This is a genomic window from Odoribacter sp. AF15-53, assembly GCF_003479425.1.
In the GTDB taxonomy this organism is placed as follows: domain Bacteria; phylum Bacteroidota; class Bacteroidia; order Bacteroidales; family Marinifilaceae; genus Butyricimonas.
Window position 1 is genome coordinate 611,596 of the sequence record NZ_QUHC01000001.1, and the last position, 17,894, is coordinate 629,489.

General features: G+C 49.5%; 10 protein-coding genes. 8 read left to right on the top strand and 2 right to left on the bottom strand.

Translation table 11 applies throughout. The features are described 5' to 3' along the window. Positions 1-86: 86 nt before the first annotated feature. The 5 genes from DWW52_RS02485 to DWW52_RS02505 all read left to right on the top strand — a co-directional run bounded on the left by DWW52_RS02485 (position 87) and on the right by DWW52_RS02505 (position 9,122). Positions 87-650: an RNA polymerase sigma factor gene (locus DWW52_RS02485; RefSeq protein ID WP_118713876.1), complete on the top strand. Its 564-nt coding sequence runs from the start codon at positions 87-89 to the stop codon at positions 648-650. A 74-nt stretch (positions 651-724) separates the two neighbouring features. Further along, positions 725-1,894, top strand: a complete 1,170-nt coding sequence (locus DWW52_RS02490; protein ID WP_118713877.1) for a FecR family protein — start codon at positions 725-727, stop codon at positions 1,892-1,894. A gap of 58 nt (positions 1,895-1,952) precedes the next feature. Next, a complete protein-coding gene (locus DWW52_RS02495) occupies positions 1,953-5,543 on the top strand; it encodes a SusC/RagA family TonB-linked outer membrane protein (RefSeq protein ID WP_118713878.1) in 3,591 nt (1,196 codons plus the stop codon). A 12-nt stretch (positions 5,544-5,555) separates the two neighbouring features. Continuing rightward, on the top strand, positions 5,556-6,968 hold the full coding sequence (locus DWW52_RS02500) for a RagB/SusD family nutrient uptake outer membrane protein (RefSeq protein WP_118713879.1): 1,413 nt from the start codon (positions 5,556-5,558) through the stop codon (positions 6,966-6,968). Positions 6,969-7,142: 174 nt separating this feature from the next. Then, positions 7,143-9,122, top strand: a complete 1,980-nt coding sequence (locus DWW52_RS02505; RefSeq protein WP_118713880.1) for a TlpA disulfide reductase family protein — start codon at positions 7,143-7,145, stop codon at positions 9,120-9,122. A gap of 46 nt (positions 9,123-9,168) precedes the next feature. Here DWW52_RS02505 and DWW52_RS02510 read toward each other — a convergent pair whose 3' ends face one another. Then, positions 9,169-10,569 (bottom strand): S9 family peptidase, encoded by a 1,401-nt coding sequence (locus DWW52_RS02510; protein ID WP_118713881.1) that lies wholly within the window; start codon positions 10,567-10,569, stop codon positions 9,169-9,171. A gap of 245 nt (positions 10,570-10,814) precedes the next feature. Continuing rightward, positions 10,815-11,993, bottom strand: a complete 1,179-nt coding sequence (locus tag DWW52_RS02515) for a metallophosphoesterase (protein WP_118713882.1) — start codon at positions 11,991-11,993, stop codon at positions 10,815-10,817. Positions 11,994-12,240: 247 nt separating this feature from the next. Between DWW52_RS02515 and DWW52_RS02520 the strand changes: the two genes are divergently transcribed. The 3 genes from DWW52_RS02520 to DWW52_RS02530 all read left to right on the top strand — a co-directional run bounded on the left by DWW52_RS02520 (position 12,241) and on the right by DWW52_RS02530 (position 17,887). After that, positions 12,241-12,777 carry an RNA polymerase sigma factor gene (locus tag DWW52_RS02520; RefSeq protein WP_118713883.1) on the top strand — a complete coding sequence of 179 codons (537 nt, stop codon included), beginning with the start codon at positions 12,241-12,243 and terminating at the stop codon, positions 12,775-12,777. A 66-nt stretch (positions 12,778-12,843) separates the two neighbouring features. Then, entirely contained in the window at positions 12,844-14,034 is a 1,191-nt protein-coding gene (locus DWW52_RS02525; protein WP_118713884.1) for a FecR domain-containing protein, read from the top strand. Positions 14,035-14,230: 196 nt separating this feature from the next. Beyond that, on the top strand, positions 14,231-17,887 hold the full coding sequence (locus tag DWW52_RS02530) for a SusC/RagA family TonB-linked outer membrane protein (RefSeq protein ID WP_118713885.1): 3,657 nt from the start codon (positions 14,231-14,233) through the stop codon (positions 17,885-17,887). The last annotated feature ends 7 nt before the right edge of the window (positions 17,888-17,894 follow it).

The window sequence follows — 17,894 nt, forward strand, 5'->3', positions numbered from 1 at the left end:
TTTTTTCATTTTAAATCCAGAACTTGAAGTAGTAAACTTTTCGTATATTTGTAACTTTCTAGGAGATGGACCAGTACACGTAATATATGTCGGAACAAGATGAATTGAAGTGGTTACAGCAATTAAAGGCAGGTGATGACCGTGCTTTCAAGCTGTTGTTCGAGAGGTATTACGCCTCGCTTTGTGCGTTTGCGACGAGTTTCGTGAATGACCCGGACGTGGCCGAAGATATCGTGCAGGAAATATTTTTCAAGCTGTACGCTGATAAGCCGACGTTCGAGGTCGTGGTGGCTTTAAAATCGTATCTCTACCTGGTGACGAAAAATCAATGCCTGAATTACCTGAAACACGCGCGGATCGAGCAGGAGTACCTGTCGTCGATCGAGGAACGGGAACAGACTACCTTTTTCTTTAACCAGATCGTGGAGCAGGAGTTGTTGGCCTTGCTGTCGGATGCGATACAGGATTTACCGGAACAGACGGGACTGGTGTTCCAGTTGGTCATGGAGGGATTCGACAACGCGGAGATTGCCGAGAAATTAAATCTTTCTATAGATTCGGTGAAGTCTCATAAAAAGCGGGGTAAACAGTTCCTGAAGAGTCGTTTAGGGGATATCACCGCTATCCTGTTGTTATTATCGAATTGTTAAAATTGAAAGAAAGTGTCATTTCCGTGACACTTTTTTTGCTCTCGGTTGTTTTCGGGGTATAAAAAGAGATTAAGATGAAAGAAGCATTTGAAATAGCGCGATTAATCCAGAAAAGCCTGAAAGGACAACTTTCCGGGAGCGAGGAACAACGTTTGTCCGGTTGGCGGAAGGCGTCCGCGCTGAATGAAGATGCTTTCCGGAAGATGATCTCCGACGATTTCTACGTTACCGGGATGGAGAAGCAGGAGGTGTTCGATTACCGGGTGGCTTACGGGCGTTTCCTACAACGGAAATACCAGCAGCGGCATAAAAGAAGAGTGTTGATGAACGTGGCTCGCGTGGCGGCGGTGGTTATCCCGTTCATGCTGGCGACCGTTCTTTATATTAGCGTGAACCGGGAGGCGGACCCGGTGATCGAGCAGGTGGCGTCGGGCACGACGATTCTCCCCGGCACGAGCAAAGCGTTGTTGACGTTGTCGGACGGACAGACGATCCCGTTGGGGCATGATGCGGTGGACAGCACGATCGTCACGGAAGGGACGCGGATTAACGCGACTTCCTCCGGCTTGACTTACGCTAACGCCACGGGAAATCGGTCGATCGTGTACAATAAACTGGAAATCCCGCGGGGTGGCGAGTTTTGCCTCACGCTTTCGGACGGGACGAGGGTGTGGCTGAACTCGGAGACCTCGATCCAGTACCCGGTGGTCTTCGGGGCGAAGGAACGGCGGGTGTTCGTGCAGGGAGAGGCTTATTTCGAGGTGTCGAAGGACGCGAAGAAGCCTTTTATCGTGCAGTTCGCGAGTTCAACGGTGACCGTGCTGGGGACGTCTTTCAATATCCGGGCTTACCCGGAGGAGGGACAGTCGCAGACAACCCTGGCGGAAGGTTCCGTGAAAATATATAGCCCGGGCAATTCGATCCTGTTGCGACCGGGGGAACAGGCGGAAGTGGACGCGTTGTCGGGCGAGATGATCAAGCGGGAGGTGGACGCACGTAACTTTACCAGTTGGAAGGACGGGCGGTTCGTGTTCGAGCGGCAACCCCTGGAAAGGATCATGCAGACGTTGGAACGATGGTATGATATTCGTGTGATATTCAAGGACGAGGGGGCGAGACGGATATCTTTATCGGGTGATTTGAGACGATACGACGATTTCTCCCAAGTGATGAAAATGTTGCAGATGACGGGAGACGTGCGATTTGAACTACATGGTAATGACGTGTATATAACTACGGAGTGATTCTCTCGATGGCCACGAGGGGGTCCGGTGTGTAAAACTAACTAAATTAATAATTTATATGATGAAGAAGAACCGAAATAAGTCTCTTCCGGGAGGTTTATGTCTATTAAAAAGCCAGATAATGATGAAGTTGACGGTCGTTCTACTGTTGGTGTCATCGCTTGGCGCGGTGGCGCAGAACGTGACCGTGAAGATGAAGAACAGTTCGTTTATTCAGGTAGCGAAGGAGATTCAGAAGCAGACGGAACTTACCTTTTTGTATAATGACGCGAAGGTGGGGGGAATCGTGGGGTTAAACCCGGATTTCACGAATGCCGACGTGAAGGCGGTGTTAGAGTTTTGTTTGAAAGGATCGGGGCTCTCGTTCTCGATCGTAGACAACACGGTGGTTATCAGTCCGGCGAGACAGGCTCAACAACAAGATGATAAGTTAAGGATATCCGGTAAGGTGACGGACGAGCGGGGATTGCCGCTTCCGGGCGTGAATATCTTGATCAAGGGTACGACGTTGGGGTATATTTCGGATGTTGAGGGGAATTACACGGCCGTGTGCGCGAAGGGCGACACGTTGCTTTTCTCGATGATCGGTTTCGAGTCGCAGACCCGTGCCGTGAATGACGAGAAGCCGATGAACGTGAAGATGAAAGAGTCGATCGAGTCGCTGGACGAGGTGGTGGTGGTTTCAACGGGATATTCCCGCTTGCCGAAAGAGCGTGCCACGGGTTCATTTAGCGTGGTGACCGCCAAGGAGTTGGAGAAGCGCCCCAGTCCGAATATCTTGAACCGTTTGGAGGGTGTCGTTCCGGGGGTGTACGTGGACGTGAAAAAGTCCGACATGACTTTCTTGTACGGGTCGAACCGTCAAGACGGGCAGTTGGAGGAGCAGAGCAATATTTCGATGAATATCCGGGGAAAGAGCAGTTTTTCAGACGCTATGACCCGACCATTGTTGGTTGTTGACGGTTTTCCGACGGATCTGGAGTTGAAGAACTTGAACCCGAATGACGTGGAGTCGATCACATTCCTGAAGGATGCTGCCGCCGCTTCTATCTGGGGGGCTCGTGCCGCTAACGGGGTTATCGTGATCGAGACGAAGAAAGGAAAAAAGAGCGGGAAACCGGGAACGACTATAAATTTCGGGATGAATGTCATGACTTCAGCGTCGCCTCGTTTCAGCACGTTACCGGTGATGACTTCGGCCGAGATGATTGATTACGAGCGAGAGATGGTGGATAAAGGGTATATCACCCGCCCGGTGAGTTCGGCATGGGGGGCCGGCTACGCTATCTCTACGGCGGCAAAGTTACTTTTGGACGCGAAAGATGGCGTGATTTCTCAGGACGTGGCGAATGCCGAATTGGAGAAGCTGGCTAGCCGTAGTGCTTACCGGGACGTGAAGAAGTACTTATTGCAGTCGTCCTTCTCGCAACAATATAATTTGTCGTTCAGCGGGGCTTCCGAGCAGATGTCTTATTTCCTCTCGGCTTCCTATGCGAACGAGCGTTCGAACACGAAAGGAAATAATGGTGACCGTTTCACGTTGACTTCTAATTTGAATTTCAAACTTATGAACTGGGCCACGTTAACCACGGGAATCAGGGCTTCATTGCTTAATATTAAAGATAACGGGTTAGGGCTTTCCTCGATGCAGGCTTCGCTGGGAATTCTCCCGTTGATGCCGTATGACCAACTGGTGGACGATAACGGGAACCGGGTAGATTATTACAGGTACGACGAGGTTTTCGTGAAGGAGAGAGAGGCGTTGGGCTACCAGAGTTGGAGGTACAATTATCTTGACGAGCTGGATAATAAGGATAACATGCGAAAAGAACAGGCGGTAGCCTTGACTATGGGGTTGAATATCCCCGTGCCGGGAGTGAAGGGTTTGGCCTTGGACGGTTCGTTCATGTACGAGAAGACGAATAACAAGGTGAGGAATTATGAAAACGAGAACACGTATGCGGCAAGGGATCGATATAATTATGCCACGAGGTATGACGAGAGTACCGGCACGCTGACACACGGGCTTCCCGGGGGTGCGTTGTTGAACGTGGCTCATACCGATGCTCGGAATTATAGTTTGCGGGGACAGTTGAATTACGATAATACGATTGCCGAGATTCACCAGGTATCCGCGTTGGCAGGTATCGAGTTTCGCGAGACTAGAACTTGGCAAAACGGAGCGTATTATTACGGTTATAACGAACAAACGTTGCTGGCTGCCTCGCAAATACAGAATCCTTACACGAATATATGGGGTTGGAATTCTTATCTCTTGGATGGTAGTCCGGAAACAGATTATCAACGCCGTTTCCTGTCGTATTACGGAAATTTGTCTTACACGTTGATGAATAAATATGTGGTGACAGGTAGCGTGCGTTATGACGATTACAATAATTTTGGTGTTGACCGGAAATACCGGGCTACCCCGATGTGGTCAACCGGGTTGTCATGGCATATCGGCAGGGAGGATTTCATTCAAGATAACGTGGGTTGGCTGAATCAATTAACATTCCGAACGACTTACGGGTATAACGGGAATATTGACCAGAACCAGTATCCTTTCACGCAAATATCCTTGACGACAGGTAACGACGGGTACACGCAATTACCTTCTTCAAGTATTAATTTCGCAGCTAATCCTTCCGTTCGCTGGGAGAAGACGGGGGTGTTGAATTTCGGGTTGGACTTCGCCGTGCTAAATCACCGGCTTTCCGGTACGATCGAGTTGTATCGCAAGTATTCCCGAGATTTGTTCGCGGATTACCAGATCAACCCGATTTTCGGGGCAAACGCGTCGTCCTCTTACACGCTTTCCCGAAATGCGGCGAAAGTGAACGGTAAAGGTATAGACTTGGCGTTGAACGGGACAATCGTGCAAAGAAAAGATTTCACGTACCGGGCAAACCTCACGTTCTCTTACAATTCGAATGAGGTGAAGTCATCGCCTTACGAGATGTCATCCTATTTTTATTCCAGTGGTGGCGGTAGTGCGAGTATGCTGGAAGGATATAGTATGAGTAATTTCTGGGCTTATCGCTGGGCGGGTTTGGACGAAAATGGAGATGCACTCGTTTATAACGCGGACGGGGAAATCATCAAATCAACCGAGAACGTGACGAATGATGATCTCGTGTACATGGGAACCTTGACACCCAAGTATTTTGGTGGGTTCTTCAACACTTTCTCTTACAAGGGACTGTCGCTTTACGTGGGTATTACTTACAAGTTCGGGCATATTTTCCAGAAACCGACGATCGCGCAACAAGCGGGTGGAAGAAACACGTATTACGAGATTAATGAAGATATGGCCAAACGGTGGCGTGTAGCGGGTGACGAGGAGACAACCGACGTGCCGCGTATTGGTACAAATGCCAATAGTTTCACGCGTTACCGGGGTGCGGATATACATGTGCTGAAAGGTGACCATATCCGGTTGAGAGAGGTATCGTTGACGTACGATATCCCGTCCCGATGGTTGAATAAGTTAATGATTAATAGCGGTTCTATTGGGTTTACTGCTACCAATCTCGGGTTAATCTGGAAAAAGAATAATGCCGGTATTGATCCCGATTTTATCCCGAATAGCCGTAATCTGACGATGGCACCGACACCGTCTTACAATTTCTCTTTAAACCTTAATTTCTAATTCGTGGTTGATATGAACAAGAATATAATATACAGTTTGATCGTTGGATTTTCCTGTTCCCTTTCCGCTTGCTCGGATTGGGTGGATATCAAAACCAAGGGAAAGTTGATACCCGAGGAGACGGTAAATTACCGTTACCTGATGAATAACACGGAGAATTTCCGCTACACGCTTTCTTATCAAGAGGTGGCTTCGGATGATATTTACGTGTCGGATGAGACGCAGCAGGCGGCTATTTACGAGACGGATAAATTTATTCCCGTGTACACATGGGCGGATGAGATTTATAGCCAGTCAGAGAATGACGGGGAGATGAATAAAGTCTACCAGATTATTTATAATATGAATGTGGTGATTGACGAGGTGATGGATAGTAAGAACGGCACACAGGCGGAGAAGTTGGCGATCCGTGCCGAGGCGTTGGTACACCGTGCAGATGCTTATCTAGCTCTCGTGAACGTGTACGGGAAGCCTTATAACGAGGCGACGGCTGTAACTGATCAAGGGGTACCGTTGTTGACGACTCCCCGGGTAGAAGGTTCCTTACCCCGGGCTTCGGTTGCCAAGGTGTACGAGCAGATTATTCAGGATTTAGATGATGCTTTTGAGTATTTGTCTGACGTGCCGGAATTTAATTTTTACCCGAGCAAATGTGCCGTTTATGCTTTAAAAGCAAGAGCTTACCTGTTAATGGGAAATTATACAGAAGCTAAGATTAATGCCGTGGAAGCATTGGAGTTACAGGACAGGTTAGAGAATTTAAATACTTATATTGACGGTAGTGTTGCTTACCCGAGGAACATGGATGACAAGGAAGTTATTTTCGCCAAGTTACCCGTGAACGCTTTTCGCGTGGAATCGTGGGGAGGTGCCTCTCAGTTGGTATTAAGTGATGATTTATTAAATATGTTCGACAAGGAACATGATCTGCGTTACCGGTATTTCACCCGGTCGATGGAGGATTTGGGCATGACATACTCGGGGCGGGTGCATTATAAAAATAACTTGTATGCTAGTAGTTATCCCACGTACGAGGCCCGGAACATGGGACCTTGCGTGCCGGAGATGATGTTGATCGAGGCGGAGTGCTGGGCTCGCGAGGGGGAGATCGAGGAGGCGATGAGTCTCGTGAATGATTTGCGGGAGTATCGTTACGCGGAGGGAGAAGATTACACGTTGAGTGCTGCGACGGCGAAAGAGGCTTTGGGGCACGTGTTGCAGGAGCGTCGGAGAGAGTTGATGTGTCACGGATTGCGCTGGTTGGATCAACGGCGTTTGACGAATGATCCGGATTTCCCGACACAGACGGTTACCCGGGTATTCAAGGGAACGACTTATACTTTGACACCAGGTGCGGTTCGGTACACTTTCCCGATGGGTGAATTGTACTTGGAAGAGAACCCGGAGATAGGACAGATAAAATAAATGAGTTATAAGGTTCATAAAGTTATAAAGTGACGGGAGTCTTTCGGATAAGGTTAATGAGTGAGTCTAATAAGTCTGCTTTCAAACTGCCGTTACTAAAGTGCTTGCTAGGATTCACTACTTTATAAACTTTATGAACCTTATAAACTTTATAAACAGATTAAATCGTATTGTATGAAAAGAATCACTTTGTTAGGAAGTATGATGGTACTTCTATTCACGTGTGTTGTTAAAGCACAGGAACGCAAGCCGTTTAACGTTATTCCGTTGGTGCCGGTGGTGGGGCAGGACGTGAAGTTCACGTATGATAATTCGTTGACTTCGCTGGCCGACGAGCAGACTGTTTACGGGACGGTTTATTCGTGGCAGAATATGCGTTGGGAGGCGGAGGATTTGAAGTTGGTGAAGAATGATACGGTTTGGGAGGCAACTTGGCAAGTGCCGTTGCGGTGTGCGTTGGTGGTGTGTAAGTTTTACGCCGGGGACAAGAAGGACACGGGTGGTCGTGTCACGTATGCCACGATGACATTCAACAAGAACGGGCAGAATCTGCCTTCCGCGTACGTGGCTTGGGGGATGTTGCGGAACAAGACGTTGGAGTCTTTGCCGGGGTATTGCGAGGAAGAGGCTTATATTGATGATGAGGTTATGCGTTACTGGTTGAACCAGCAGCTCTTGAAAGACCCGGAGGCCCGGAAGTACGTGTTTTATTACGCGGCGAAGTTCTTGAATAAGATCGCACCCGGCGAGAAGCACGAGCAGATGCTTGGTGATATTGATTACGTGATGAATCTGCCGCGAGTGGATGAAGAAACTTTGTTAAAAGCGTTGGAGGTGGCCCGTAATATCGTGAGAGACACGGCAAAAGCGACAGGGGTGGAGAAGAAGATCCTGACGGATTACCCGAACGGGATTCTGGCACGGGATAAGGAGATTTGGAAACTTTTCCGAGAGCTGGATCTAGATGGTAAAGAGGCGAAGCTGGATGCGTTCTTGCAACGTTTCCCGACGGAGAAGTTTAGAGACGTGGAGACGGAAACCACACGATTGTATTACGGCAAGATATTCCAGAGTGTCGTGTACAACCGGATCATGAAGAAGGACGATTATAGCGGGGTGAAGAAATATTTGAAAGATGTGCCATTCTCGATGCTCCCGACGTTTTACTGGCATATCGTGCAGGTTCCGTTAAACACGGGACAGGCCAAGGTGGAAAAGGTGTTACCCCACGGCAAGGTGATATTCGAGGAGTTTACGACCCGTGATCGTTGGGGGAATGACCGCGTGTATTCTCCGGCGGAATGGGCGAAGAGGTTGCGTACCGATTATAGTAACACTTTCCTCGGACACGCTATCGCACTTGCTGCTGCCGGGGAGTCTGCAGAGGCGTTGAGCATTATGGAAGAGATCAAGGGAGCGTATAATTTTAAATCGGCGGAGTTTAACGATTTGTACGTGCGTTTGCTAGAGAAGAACGGGTATAGCTCGTTGGTGATTCCCACGATTATTTCGAGCGTGCGGGAGAATGCCGTTAGCCCGGAGATGCTGGATCGGTTGCGGAAAGATTACCTGACGAAGAACAAGGATGATCAAGGGTTCGATGCTTATGTGAATTCGTTGAAATCCCAAGAACAAACCGAAGAGATGCATGCCAAGTTGAAGAATTCTTTGATTAAGGAGAAGATTGATTTGTTCGCTTTGGAGGATTTGGACGGTAAAAAGGTGGATTTGTCCAAGATGAAAGGGAAAATTATCGTGCTTGATTTCTGGGCCACGTGGTGTTCTCCTTGCAAGGCTTCTTTGCCGGGAATGCAGATGGCGGTGAATAAATACAAGAATGACCCGAACGTGGGCTTCTATTTTATTTCCACGATGGAAACGGCCTCGAATTTCCGGGAAAATATCCGGGAGTTTCTGAAAGAGAAGAATTATTCGTTGGATGTGCTTTGCGATAACGTGAACCTGAAAACGAAGAAACGGGATGCCGTTTACTCGGCTTATTCCAAGGCGTTTAAGTTCTCGGGAATCCCTCACAAGATGATTATTGACGGGAACGGTTATCTGCGTTGGAGTTCAAACGGTTACTTTGGTAGCCCCTCGGCTTTGGCGGAAGAGATCGGTTTCATCATCGAGACGTTGAAGGCAGAGAAATGATAATAGTGTTTGTTGTATGCCCCGGGAAGAGATTCCCGGGGCATTTTTATTTCGTGACTTTTTCTAACCACGAACCCATGATTTGCAGGGCTTCTTCGGAGAAGACGTCTTCCAGTTCGGGGATTTCTTCCCGGGTGCAGGTCACGCAACGTTGGAACATGTGGTTCAGTCCGGGGAGTTCCACGATCCGGTAGTGTTTATTGCCGCCTTTGTCCAGTAGTTGTTTGATGGATGCGAGGTTCTCCCGGGAGGGGACCATGATGTCTTTATCACCGTTCAAGGCCAGCACGGGTTTACGGATGCGGGGAATGTAGCGTTCGGGGTCGTAGTTGATCATTTCCCGGTACCAGCGGCCTTGTGCCTGATAGAGGTAGCGGCTGAAAAACATGTCACCTCTCCCGTTGTCGAAGTTGACGGCTTTAAGCGTGGTTTCATCCTGTCGGGCCACCCATTGGTCGAAGGCTTCCCTCAAGGGTTGTTCCAGGGGTTGATCCAATGGGGTGGCGTGTACCTTGTCGAACAGGGTGTTGAAGACGCTCATGAATTGTGCGACCCGTTCCGGGGTCATGCCGGGCGTGGTAGTCAGGATGGCCTCGTTTTGTAGTTTTAGTATCTGCAAGCCGTCCACGCCGACCCCAGCCAGGGAAATGACGAAGGCCACGTCGGGAGATTCGGCCCCGAGCATGAAAGCGACTTGACCGCCCTCGCTGTGCCCGATGATCCCGATGCGATGCGTGTCGGTTTCCCGACGTGTTTTCAGGTAAGAGATTCCGGCTTGGGCATCCCGGGCGAAATCGCTTGTCGTGGCTTCCTCGTACACGCCGTTTGTTTTTCCCGTTCCCCGGTCATCCGTCCGCAACACGATGAAGCCCTGACGGGAGAGGTAGTCGGCAATGCGGAAAAAGGGTTTATGCCCGGCAAACGTTCCGTCCCGATCCTGTTTTCCTGTGCCCGACACGATGATCACGGCGGGGAAGGGGCCTTTTCCTCGGGGGAGGGTCAGCGTGCCTGACACGTGGATGGAATCGCACGAGGTGTAGGTAACCTCTTCCGACTGGTAGGGATAGGGTGGACGGGGATTTTGCGGGTAGTAGTGCGGTTGTAGTGAATCGACTCTTCCCATACGCAGGTGTAACGTTTGGTTATATTGCGTGAGAGTGGCCGAGAGAGAATCCCTGTTTGAGGTGAATGTCCCGTTGAAGCGGATATTCTCCGGGTTGCGGCTTCCTGATATGCCGTTCGGGGTGATCGCGAGGGAATCGGCTTCGACCCGGTTTACCCAAGCTTCGGGAAGAGTGAAGAATAATTGGTGGTTCCCTTCGGGCGTGGTGATTAATTCCACGAGAACCCGTTTGCTACCCTGTTGCCCTTGCCAGCATTGCCTCGTCTGGGCTTGGGTAAGCAAGGGAAATAAAATAATGAATACAGTAATTTTGAGATAAAACATATCAATTTAATTTTAGTTTTATCTCTAAACATCCGAGAGACGAAAAAGTGTCAATCAATTTTAGATTTAATAATTTTAAATTTTAGATTTAGAGATTTTAGATCCTCACCGCCCAAGGCCGACTTATTCCGTGATTGGGTGATTGGCGATTCCGTGATTCGGCAGCTCAAGCTGCCGTAGACAAAGCGCCCCGCAGGGGTCCATGGACCTTATGGACTTTATAGACTTTATTTCATTTTCAATTTTCAATTCTCCATTTTCAATTGTTTCAGCGTGATTACGGTGATTTCCGGCCATGCACCGAAGCGGATGGGTATCAGGCCGATGTAACCGAGACCGACGTTAACGTACAGGCCTTGTTTGCCTTCCATGTATAGCCCGCTCCATTCGGGGTACATGAATCGGGAAGGGGAGAGGCGTCCGAGGGCGAATTGCATGGCATGGGTGTGGCCTGCCAGCATGAGGTCGATGTCAGTGTCGAGGACTTCCCGCCGCCAGTGGGTGGGGTTGTGGCTTAACAGTAGCTTGAACGCACTTTGTTCCGTGCCTTTAATGGCTTTCGGGAGGTCGCTGTATTGGGAGAAGGGTGGTTCTCCGTTGTTTTCCACGCCGATGAGGGCGATGCTGTCGGTGCCGTGTTTCAGCATCACGTGGGAGTTGTTCAATAGCTGCCAGCCCATGGCGTTCTGTTTGTCTTGTATGTCCTGTATATTCCGGTCCCGATCTTCGGTTGTCGGCCAGGCGTAATACGGGCCATAGTCGTGGTTGCCGAGGATGGAGAACACGCCGTCGGGGGCTTTTAACCGGGCGAGGATGTCCTCGAATGGTTCCAGTTCCGAGGCTTTCGTGTTGACGATATCCCCCGTGAAGACGATGAGGTCGGTCTGCTGGGCATTGATCAGGTCCACCGCTTTTTGCAGGGCTTCCCGATCCCCGTTCCAGCTACCCGTGTGGATGTCCGAAATCTGCGCAATACGATACCCGTCGAAGGCGGCAGGAAGGTTGGGCGAGGTGAACGTGACTTGCTTGACGTCGAATTGTTTTCTACCCCAGAAGGCCCCGTAAAGTACTATGATGACCAAGGCTATCCCGGTGATAACGCTTATCCAGCTAAAGGGGTGAACTTGCCATTTCAGCAGGTATTTTAGCGGGAAGTCGAGTAACGAGCAAGCCATGAAAATGGCTTTCGGCAGGACGATCGCCATGTAACTGATGGTGAAAACCCCGATGTATTTCTGTATGGCGAGAGCATCCCGCGAGGATAAGAGAATCCAGACGAGGGCAGCCAGTAGAATCAACGAGGGGACGAACCAGAGCCAACCAAGCGGCGTGTTGCCTGTTGGCCGGGTAATATATAATTTATAGATGTAAATGTCCGGGATAAGTAGTAGTAGAAAGAGGTAAATAGATAGTTTTCCAATCATACGTTATTCGTTTTTGTTATCATTCGATTCATCTGTTTATTTAACAAAGTTATCATTTCTTTTCACGTAACTTTCTGGTGTAAGATTTTTTATCTTTCTTTGATTAATCTTATTGATATCAGGGCAAATGCATAAGAAAATGATATAGTCAAAATGTCTATGAGTACTTTATTGCTCCATCCAGTGTTTTTTCTTTTTAATTTTCAATTGTTTTGTGTAGATTTGTGAAAGAGTAATTCGTTTTGTTATGGCGATAACGTCACGTAAAGAGTTTAAGGTGTTTTTTGAAACGTTTTTCCTTCCCGTGTATAACCTGATGCAGCGCTACACGGGAGAGAGCGAGTTGTCGCGGGATTTCACGCAGGAGGCGTTCACGAGAGTGTTCGAGCATCGGGAGGAGTTCGAGACGATGGAGAATGCCAAGGCTTTCGTGTACACGGTGGCCCGTCGTATTTATTTGGATTATTGTAAGCACCAGAAGATCAAGGCGGAGTATCGTGCCCGGCTGGAGGAGGAGAAGGCGGAAGAGGAGGAGGATTTCCTGGCGGAAGTGACCCGGCAGGAGGCTTTCCGAATCTTGTACGAGGCGATAGACAAGTTGCCGCCGCAGACACGTTCTATTATCCTGTTGAACCTGAAAGGGTTGAATAACACGGAGATTTCCGGGCAACTTGGTGTGTCGGTGAACACGGTGAAGTCGTTGAAGAAAAGCGCCTACGTGACGTTGAGAACGTTGCTTTCTAGGGATATGTTGATGATCCTGTTTATTTTAATAGAAAAATAATTTATTTTACGCTCACCCACTTTTTTTCCTCGATCGTCTTCTATGTAAACGCTAAATTTATATAGTATGAGTCTGTTGCGGAAACATTTTAGGATAGCCCTTTGGATTGCGGAGGAACTTGCCGGTGTGATCTCCGGGGAAGATCAGGCCCGGCTGGATGCGTGGAGGGAGGAACACCCGGTTCACGCAAGGGAATACGACGAGATCAGGGCTTATGTTGCTGCCGGGAAAGAGGACGAGGAAGTGGAAAAGGAATGCGTGAAGCGGGAGTGGCAGAAGTTTGAGCGCGAGCATTTCAGAAAATATGTTATTTGGCGGAAAATCGGTCGTTATGCGGCGGTTCTCGTGTTACCCCTGTTAATTGGCGGGTATTTCGGGGTTGCCTCGTGGTTGGACGGGGAACAACCTGTAGTGGTGAGTGCGGGGATCGTGCCGGGTGGGGGAAAGGCCCGGTTGGTGATGGCCAACGGGAGAGCCTTGAACTTGGATGAGAAGCTGGAGGTGAAGTTGGATTTGCCGGGTATGAAGGTCGTGACGGACGGGAAGAAGATCGTGTACCGGGCGATGGGGGAACCGGTGGCGGATACCCTGACGGCGGGAATCAACACGCTGTTCGTGCCGCGGGGTGGGGAGTATATGCTGGAGTTGCCGGACGGAACGAGGGTGTGGTTGAATTCGGATTCGGAGTTACGTTTTCCGGTTCGTTTTGCCGGGGACAAGCGGGTGGTGGAGATCGAGGGTGAGGCTTATTTCGAGGTGGCAAGGAACGAGAAGTGGCCTTTTCACGTGATGGCACGGGGAACGGATATACGCGTGTTAGGAACGAGTTTCAACGTGTCGACTTACCGGGGGCGGACAGTCACGACGCTCGTGGAGGGACGGGTTTGCCTGACTCACGGGACGGGGGCGGTGATGATGTTACCCGGCCGGCAGGTGGAGGTGATGGCGGAAACGGGAGAGATGATCATGCGGGAAGTAGATGCGAAGAGTTTTACGTTGTGGAAGGACGGCGTGTTCTATTTCGAGGGAGCGGATCTGGAGACGATCACGGAACGATTGTCGCGGTGGTATGACGTTGATATTGTATTTGAAGATGAAGAATTGAAAAAATCGCGTTTCTCGGTCGAGATGAAGCGTTACGATGAGATTCAGGATTTACTAACTAAAATCGAGAAAACACGAAAAGTGAAGTTTTTGATCCAAGGTAAGGCCGTGCGGGTTCATAAATGGTTGGATTCCTACGATTTGATCGAGTGATCCCGACACGGAAAAATCACTATTATCGGGGATTCGCGGAGTGGTTGACAATGGTTAATTTTGTCGAAGATTTACAAGGACGATAAACCCGAAAAATTGTAATGTAACTTTAAAATGATGCAAGCAGGTAATGTAGCCCCATTACCTGCCTACTAAGCTCATCATCGTGTAAAATGTGAAACTTAATAACAAATGTATGAAAAAAAGTGACAACCCTAACAGTTTAATGAAATTAAAGCTGTGGAGAAAATTGTTGACCGTGAAATTCTTATGCTTGTGCTTGTTCTTGCAGAGTGCCGGTCTGTCGGCAAGCGTTTACTCGCAGGATCTAAAATTGACGTTGAGGGAAACGGATATCAGCCTGACGGAAGTCTTTTCCCGGATTCGCAAGAGTAGCGAGTACACGTTTGTTTATAACTTGGACGATATCCAGAATGTGCGGGTGAAATCCCTGGACGTGAAAGACGCGTCGATAAAAGAGGTGCTGGACAGGTGCTTGGATGGAACGGGATTCTCTTACGAGATAGAGGATCACGTGGTGATAATTCGCCCCAATCTCCCGACTCGGCAGGAGGTGAAGAAGGTGACGCTGAAAGGCGTGGTCACGGATCAAGATTCGGTACCGGTCGTGGGGGTGACCGTTTTGTTGAAAGGGACTTACGTGGGTGTGACCACGGATGTCGCCGGGAAATTCCAAATGACGATTCCCGAACAGAAAAATATCGTGTTACTGTTCTCGTTTGTGGGAATGGAAACGCGGGAGGTGAAGGTGGCGGACGTAGATCGGATGCTGCATGTGGTGATGAAGGAGAAGGTGGACGAGCTGGACGAGGTGATCATCACGGGATACGGGCAGACGACAAAGAACCGTTCGACGGGTTCGACGGCCTCGATCGGGGAGGAGGCGTTCATGAACAAACCGATTCCCACAGTGGATATGTTGCTGCAGGGACAGGTTGCCGGGGTAAGTGTGATGGCTGTTTCGGGACGGCCTGGGGAGTCGGCCAAGGTGAGAATCCGGGGAACGAACACGCTTGATGGTAATGCGGAACCTTTGTGGGTGATCGACGGGGTGCCCTTGCAGCAGGATGTACCAAAGATTTCCAGTAACCGTATTAATTCTGGGGGATTGAATGATATCTTCGTGCAAGGTGTGGCAGGCATTAACCCGAATGATATAGCGAATGTGACAATATTGAAGGATGCTTCGGCGGCGGCTATTTACGGGTCGCGGGCGGCTGGAGGCGTGATCGTGATTACCACGAAGAAGGGGAAGCCGGGAAAGATGGCTATCAATTATTCGGCTACTTTCTCGCTGGGGCTGAAACCTCAACGGGATGCGAAATTGATGAATTCGTCGGAAAAGCTGGCGTGGGAACAGGAGTTGTGGGACGAGTTCTCGGCAAGTGCTCATGCTTATAATATGGGGAGCGAGAAGAAAGAGCACGTGCCTATCGTGGGAATCGTGGGTATGTTGCGTGCCGACAAGCTAGGCAAGAATAACTTGCTTTGGACGCAGGATGGTTTCGAGGCGATGACCGCGGCCGAGCAGGATATTTATATCGCGAACTTGGGGAAGAGTTCAACGGACTGGTTTGACGTGATCTTCCGTAATTCGTTCTCGACATCGCATAATATTTCATTTTCGGGAGGTTCCGAGGATGTTACTTATTACGTTTCCTTGGGATATAATCAGAATAACGGGTTGTTGAAGGAGACGGATTACGAACGATACAATATTAATGCGAAGGTGAACACGAAGCCGGCAAAACAGATTGATCTGGGTTTCGGGATTGAACTGGCGAAACAGAAGTCCCGTGGGGCCTCGATGAACGTGAACGCTTTCGAGTACGCTTACTTTGCGAATCCTTACGAGAAACCGTATAACGAGGACGGTAGTTATCGTGCGGATATGACTTATTTCCTTTTGGGGGCCTTGAGTGACGGGCAGGGAGCAACGATTCCCATGATCCCGTCCAACGGTTTCAATATTCTGAGGGAAATGCGTGAAACATCGGGGGATGCCGATCAGTCGAATGTGGTGGTACGGGTGAATCTGAAGTACCAGTTCTCGAAGAAGGTAGGATTTGACGGTTTGGCCTCGTATACTTATACGAATAACCGAATGCTTGATATCAAGCAGAAGGATTCCTACGCGGCTTTTGAGGATCGTCTATATTTTGACAAGAATAACCGGGATCTGGTTCCTTACGGGAATATCGAGCGGTCGGAGTCCAACGCGGATAGTTATAATGTCCGGGGGTTTTTTACCTACGACGATGCGTACGGGGCGAATCACCGGCTTTCCTTGTTGGGCGGGGCCGAGTTGAGAGGAGACAAGACAGTGATGACCTCGCAGAAAAGGTACGGTTATGACGATGTCACGGGAAATTCGTCGATACCTCTTCCGCCTAATCCGTCGGTTAATGACGTGAACAGTTACGCCGAGCTGGTCGATCTATTGGCCCGTGAGGCAACAACGGAGAATCGTTTCGCATCGTTCTATGCCTCGCTGGATTACGCTTTTCTGGAGCGTTACTTGTTGAGCGTGACGTTCCGGACGGACGGGTCGAACAATTTCGGTAGCGACGAGCAGTTTAATCCCACGTGGTCTTTGGGGGTGTTGTGGCATGCGGACAGGGAATCCTTCATGCATTCGCTTTACCCGGTGGTGAGCAGGTTGAGCTTGCGGGCTGCCATGGGATACACGGGAAATATCGTGAAGTCGGTGAAAAAAGAACTGGTGCTGGGATACTCTACCAATTACTGGGAAGGATTGCGCACCGGTAGCGTGAGTTCGGCTCCTAATCCTAAAGTGCGGTGGGAGAAGACGCGAGATATGAAACTGGCCCTTGATTTCGGCTTGTTCGATGACCGGATTACCGGGGTTGTCGAGGGATATTACCGGAAGAGTACGGACCTGGTGTCGAGCGTGGATATGGTGTCAACAACCGGTTTTGTAAACCAGCCTTACAACACGTCGACCGTCGTGAATAAAGGTTTGGAAGGAACATTACGCGTGAAAGTGCTGGACCGGAAAGCGTATGGGTTGACGCTGGGAGGTAATATTGCCCTGAACCGGAATAAACTGACCAAGTTTGAACGGGACGGTGAGTCTATCATGATGGATGGTAAATACGAGGGCTACCCGTTGGATGCTGTGTTTACCGGACGTTACACGGGTATAGACCCGCGGGACGGGGTGTACACGTACGAGTTGCGACCGGATGCCCAGATTTACAAGGGTTCGGATTTGCAGGTGCCCGATAATTACCGGTATTACCGGGGAACGTCGGTTGCCCCGGTGACGGGAGGTTTCAGCTTGGAAGCCCGCTACCGCAGTTTACGATTGAGTGCGAGTGCTTATCTTTCCTCGGGAGCGAAGAAAATCGACAAGATAAATTCCCCGGCAAATTACGAGGTCGTGACCTCTTATATCACGGGAGAGAAACCGCAAACGGCTTATAGTGACTTGTACCGCAATCACTTGAACGTGCGGAAAGACATGGTGAATCGTTGGAAGAAAGAGGGTGACATGGGTGTGAAGTATCCCCGTATCGTTGATTACCTCGGACCGAGTCTTGCTTTGGACGAGTATAACGTGACGAAAGTGAACATCACGGACGGGACTTACTTGGAGAACGTGTCTTTCCTGAGGATAAGGGATATCACGTTGTCTTACGGGTTGCCACAAGATTGGCTGAGATATCTGCGGCTTTCTTCGGTACAGTTGTCTCTCTCGTTCAATAATTTCTTCACGTTCACGAATTATTCGGGAATTGATCCGGAAACCTCGGGTACGACTTACCCGCTAACTCGTTCCATTTCCTGGGGAATAAACGTGGGATTCTAGTATACAG